Genomic DNA, 4,382 nt, shown 5'->3' with positions numbered 1-4,382 from the left:
GGGCGAGTGGGGGACGCGCATCATCCGGGTAGATAACCCGCACACGAAGGCATTCAGTTTTTGGGAGTGGGTCATCGCCGAGGTCAAGGCTAAGTACCCTGATATGATCTTCCTGTCCGAAGCTTTCACCCGCCCGAAGGTCATGCGGCAATTGGCAAAAGTGGGCTTCACGCAATCCTACACCTACTACACCTGGCGCACCGAAAAGTGGGAAATTGAAGAGTACCTGACCGAACTCACACAGTCGGACATGAAGTACTACTATCGTCCGAATTTCTGGCCCAACACCCACGACATCAACCCGTATTTGTTGCAAGGCGGGCACGAGCCGTATTTCCTGATTCGGTACTTCATGGCAGCGACGATGTCGTCCAACTACGGCATCTTCGGCCCAACCTTCGAGTACATGGTTCATGAGGCATATCCGGGAAAGGAGGAATACTTAAACTCAGAAAAATACGAGGTAAAGCATTGGGACTGGAGCCGCGAAACAAAGCTAACCTACCTGATTCGCATCGTCAACCGGCTAAGAAAGGAGAATTCAGCTTTGCAGTTCACAAACAATCTGCAATTTTGCCAAATCGACAACGAAAATATCGTAGCTTATATAAAAACCCATGCGAATGGTAATCGTATTCTGTGTGTGGTGAATTTGGATGGCTATAATACGCAGGCGGGTTGGGTGCAGTTGCCGCTGGCTTTGATTGGCAAGATGGATCACGATTATTTCCGCGTCCATGATCTGGTTACGGGAGCGATGCACACCTGGCAGGGTGAGTGGAACTACGTAGAGATGAACCCGCACATCATGCCGTTTCATTTGTTTAGGATTGAGGATATTTATTAATCTGTTTCTCGCAAAAATCGGTACGCCGGAGCGGCAAGGGCGCAAAGCCCCTTGACTCAAAAGCCCTAGCGACTTTGCGAGAAAAATTCAACCATAAATATGAGAAGACATCAAATAACAGCCTTAGTACTCTTGGGTTTGGCGGGAAGTGCGATGGCGCAGCAACCAATCACCGAAAAGCAAAAAGAAAAAGCCGCGAAAATCCACGCCAAAGTACTTACCATCGACACCCACGCCGATGTTCCCATCAACATGATGAAAGACGGATTCGACGTGGCCGCGCGGCATGATTTCGAGGAGGACGGCTCCCAAATCGACTTTCCGCGCATGAAGGACGGCGGCATGGACGGGATGTTCTTTGCCGTTTATCTAGGGCAGGGCCGCCGTACGCCCGAAGCTACCGCCGAGGCAAAGGAAAAGGCGTTGGCGATTTTTGATAAAATCCATACTGCCGTAGCCGCCAATCCCGTCGTGGCGGGCATCGCCACCACGCCCAAGGACGCTTATGATCTGCAAAAACAAGGCAAGAGAGCGGTGTTTTTCGGCATGGAAAATGGCTGGCCCGTCGGCAACGACCTCGCCAACCTGGAACTGTTCTATGACCTCGGTCTGCGCTACATCACGCTTTCGCACTCGGCCAACAACGATATTTGCGATTCCTCCACCGACCCCGACGGGCCGGAATACAACGGTCTGAGTCCGTTTGGTGAGAAAGTGGTGCAGGAAATGAACCGTTTGGGGATTATGGTGGACATCTCGCACGTGTCAGACTCAACGTTTTATGATGTCATGAAATCGACCAAAGCCCCGGCTATCGCCTCGCACTCGTCCTGTCGCGCCCTCTGCGACCATCCCCGCAACATGACCGACGACATGATTAAGGCCCTGGCCAAAAACGGCGGCGTGATTCAGATCAATTTCGTGCCGAGTTTTGTCAAGAAACCCAGCCAGCAGCAGGAGCTTTCCATGACCGCTATCCGCCTGAAAATGCGGCAGGTCGATCTTTCCAATGACGATAAAAAAGCCCTTTACGAAGAAATGAAAGCCATGCGCGAGAAGTACGCAGGCGATATGCCCACCGTCGCTGAGGGCGTCGATCATATCGAACACGTCATCAAGCTCGTGGGTGTGGATCACGTCGGCATCGGCATGGACGGCGGCGGACAACTCGTCGGCTGCCGCGACGTGTCTGAAATCGGCAACATCACCGCCGAGCTTGTCCGGCGCGGCTATTCCGAGAAGGATATAGAGAAAATCTGGGGCGGCAACATCATGCGCGTTTTGGCCGCGACGGAGAAAGTGGCGCAGTCTTTTTAGCTTTTTTTAAGCGACAGAGCGACAGAGCCGCAAAGCGACAAAGTTGATTAAAAATGTAGGCAAGTAAGTAGCGTTCCAAAGCCAATTTCTTCTTTGTCGCTTTGTCGCTTTGTGGTTTTCGACCCTTTCTGCCTTAAAATAAAAACTATGCCTATTTCCTCCAATCAATTACTAGACTTCCTCAAAAAATGCCGCTGGTTTGCGGGTAAGGCACGGCAGGTGGTAATTTCATCTGTTATTCAGGAAATTCCTTTTGGCGATGCTTCGATTTGGATCGTGGAAGTGGGTTACGAGGAAGGCGATACCGAACGCTACCAACTACCCGTGATGATGGTGAGCGAGATGCCTGGATTCAGTACTGAGCAGACACTCATCCAGGAAACGGACGGGCAGTTTTTGGTAGATGCAATTTATACCGATTCTTTTCGCCGGAATCTTTACGCCCATATTTATAATTCGGAATCCTACGGTGAAGAAAGTACCCGGATGAGTTTTGTACGGGGGAAAGGACTGGATGCCGAGGATGCGCCCGAGCATATTTCGACCCGTGTGCTGCCCGTCGATTCCAGCAATTCGGCTTTGGTTTTTGGGGGAAAGTACTTCTTTAAATTATATAGGAAACTCTTTCAACTACCCAACCCCGAGGTAGAAATGATCGAGTTCCTGACCGAGCATTCCGACTTCCGGCAGATGCCCGCCTTCTGCGGCAGCATGACGTTGAAAAGTCTGGGCGAGCCCGACATTACCCTCGGCATGATGCAGCGGATGGTGGAAGCCCAGAAAGACAACTGGGACCGCACGGGCGACTACCTCAACGACTTTCTGTACGCCGTTCCAAACCGCGTTTTTTCCATTCAGGAAGATGTGTTTGAAAGAGTGGGATTGCTGGGCCGTCGCACGGGGGAGATGCACCGCGCCTTATATAACCCTGACTCCGACGCCGCCTTTTCGCCGGAACCCTTTACCGAAGAGTACCGAAAATTCCTGCGCGGACGGCTCGACCATCTCTTGGAAAGTCGTTACAATCTCTTGATTGATAAGTACCTCACGCTGGATGAGGCTACGCAACGACTGGCGTGGCGGTTTATGGAGGCCAAGGAACTAATCGATGAATTTGCCGAAGAATTGCTCAGCCGTGAGATTCATTCCCAGCGCATCCGCATTCACGGTGACTACCACTTGGGCCAAGTCCTCAATGTCCATAACGACTTCATCGTCATCGACTTCGAGGGCGAACCCGAAGCCAGCATCGCCGACCGTAAAGTGAAACACTCGCCGCTGAAAGACGTGGCGGGGATGGTGCGCAGCTATCATTACGCGGTATCAGCCAAAGTTTTCAGCAGTGACGAAACCCGTTACCTGGACACCGAAAAATTACTCAAAGCCACCGAACGCTGGTACAAACTTATCCGTGATACCTACCTTGAAGGCTACAACGAAGCCATCGGCTGGCCGCACCCGCTTTTCAAAGACCAGCACGAGATTAACTCGCTAATGCTGTATTATTTGCTGGAAAAGGCGGTGTACGAATTGGGGTATGAACTCAGTTATCGGCCGGATTGGGTCAAGATTCCGCTGAAAGGCATTGTGGATGTGGTGCGGGAGGTGGAGAAGTTGTATGGGTAATTGGCTTAAGCCGAAAAGATGCTTACTTTGGTAAGCGATTTATTACAATAATTTATTCCAGAATTACAGAATGGCTAAGAAGAGCGAGAAAGCAGACATAGAGAAGAAGGGCAAGAAAGCTGCCGATACGGCGAAAAATGCCGGAAAATCGACCAAAGAAGAAGCCCCGACCCCCACGGTAAAAAAGAAAGTGACAGCGGCGAAGCAGAAAGCAGCGGCTCCGGCCAAGGCACCGAAAATCGTGCCTCCTCCCGCCGAAATGCCCGATCCCGCGCCGCAATCGCACTTCAAGCCCGTGGAAGGTGTCAGCCGCTTTTCGGAATTCGATATTTTTCTCTTCAAGGCCGGAAAGCATTTCAAGTTGTACGAAAAGCTGGGTTCGCACGTGATGGAACACGAGGGCGTGGTAGGTACTTACTTCGCCGTGTGGGCACCCAACGCGAGTTCTATTTCGATCGTCGGCAACTTCAACGGCTGGAACAAACAAGCCCACGCGCTTTATCCGCGCTGGGACGAATCGGGCATCTGGGAAGGCTGGATTCCCAACGTCGGGCGCGGCGAGGTTTACAAGTACTTCATTATTTCCAACAAT

2 protein-coding genes and 2 pseudogenes are annotated in these 4,382 nt (G+C 51.6%); all 4 read left to right on the top strand.

Features of this window, described 5'->3' with window-relative positions; genetic code table 11:
- Positions 1 to 847 (top strand): annotated as a pseudogene (locus ACEW8P_RS01975) (alpha-1,4-glucan--maltose-1-phosphate maltosyltransferase); the annotation flags it as partial.
- Between the two features lie 153 nt (positions 848 to 1,000).
- Positions 1,001 to 2,164 (top strand): dipeptidase, encoded by a 1,164-nt coding sequence (locus ACEW8P_RS01970; protein ID WP_373511434.1) that lies wholly within the window; start codon positions 1,001 to 1,003, stop codon positions 2,162 to 2,164.
- A gap of 147 nt (positions 2,165 to 2,311) precedes the next feature.
- The gene (locus ACEW8P_RS01965) at positions 2,312 to 3,790 is read left to right on the top strand and encodes a trehalose synthase (protein WP_373511433.1); all 1,479 of its coding nucleotides are present in this window, start codon (positions 2,312 to 2,314) and stop codon (positions 3,788 to 3,790) included.
- A 70-nt stretch (positions 3,791 to 3,860) separates the two neighbouring features.
- Positions 3,861 to 4,382 (top strand): annotated as a pseudogene (locus tag ACEW8P_RS01960) (hypothetical protein); the annotation flags it as partial.

Origin of the sequence: Persicitalea sp. (genome assembly GCF_041751555.1) — a bacterium.
Lineage (GTDB): Bacteria > Bacteroidota > Bacteroidia > Cytophagales > Spirosomataceae > Persicitalea.
The sequence above is the reverse complement of the archived record's forward strand: the minus strand, read 5'-3'. Positions and strand labels throughout refer to the sequence as shown.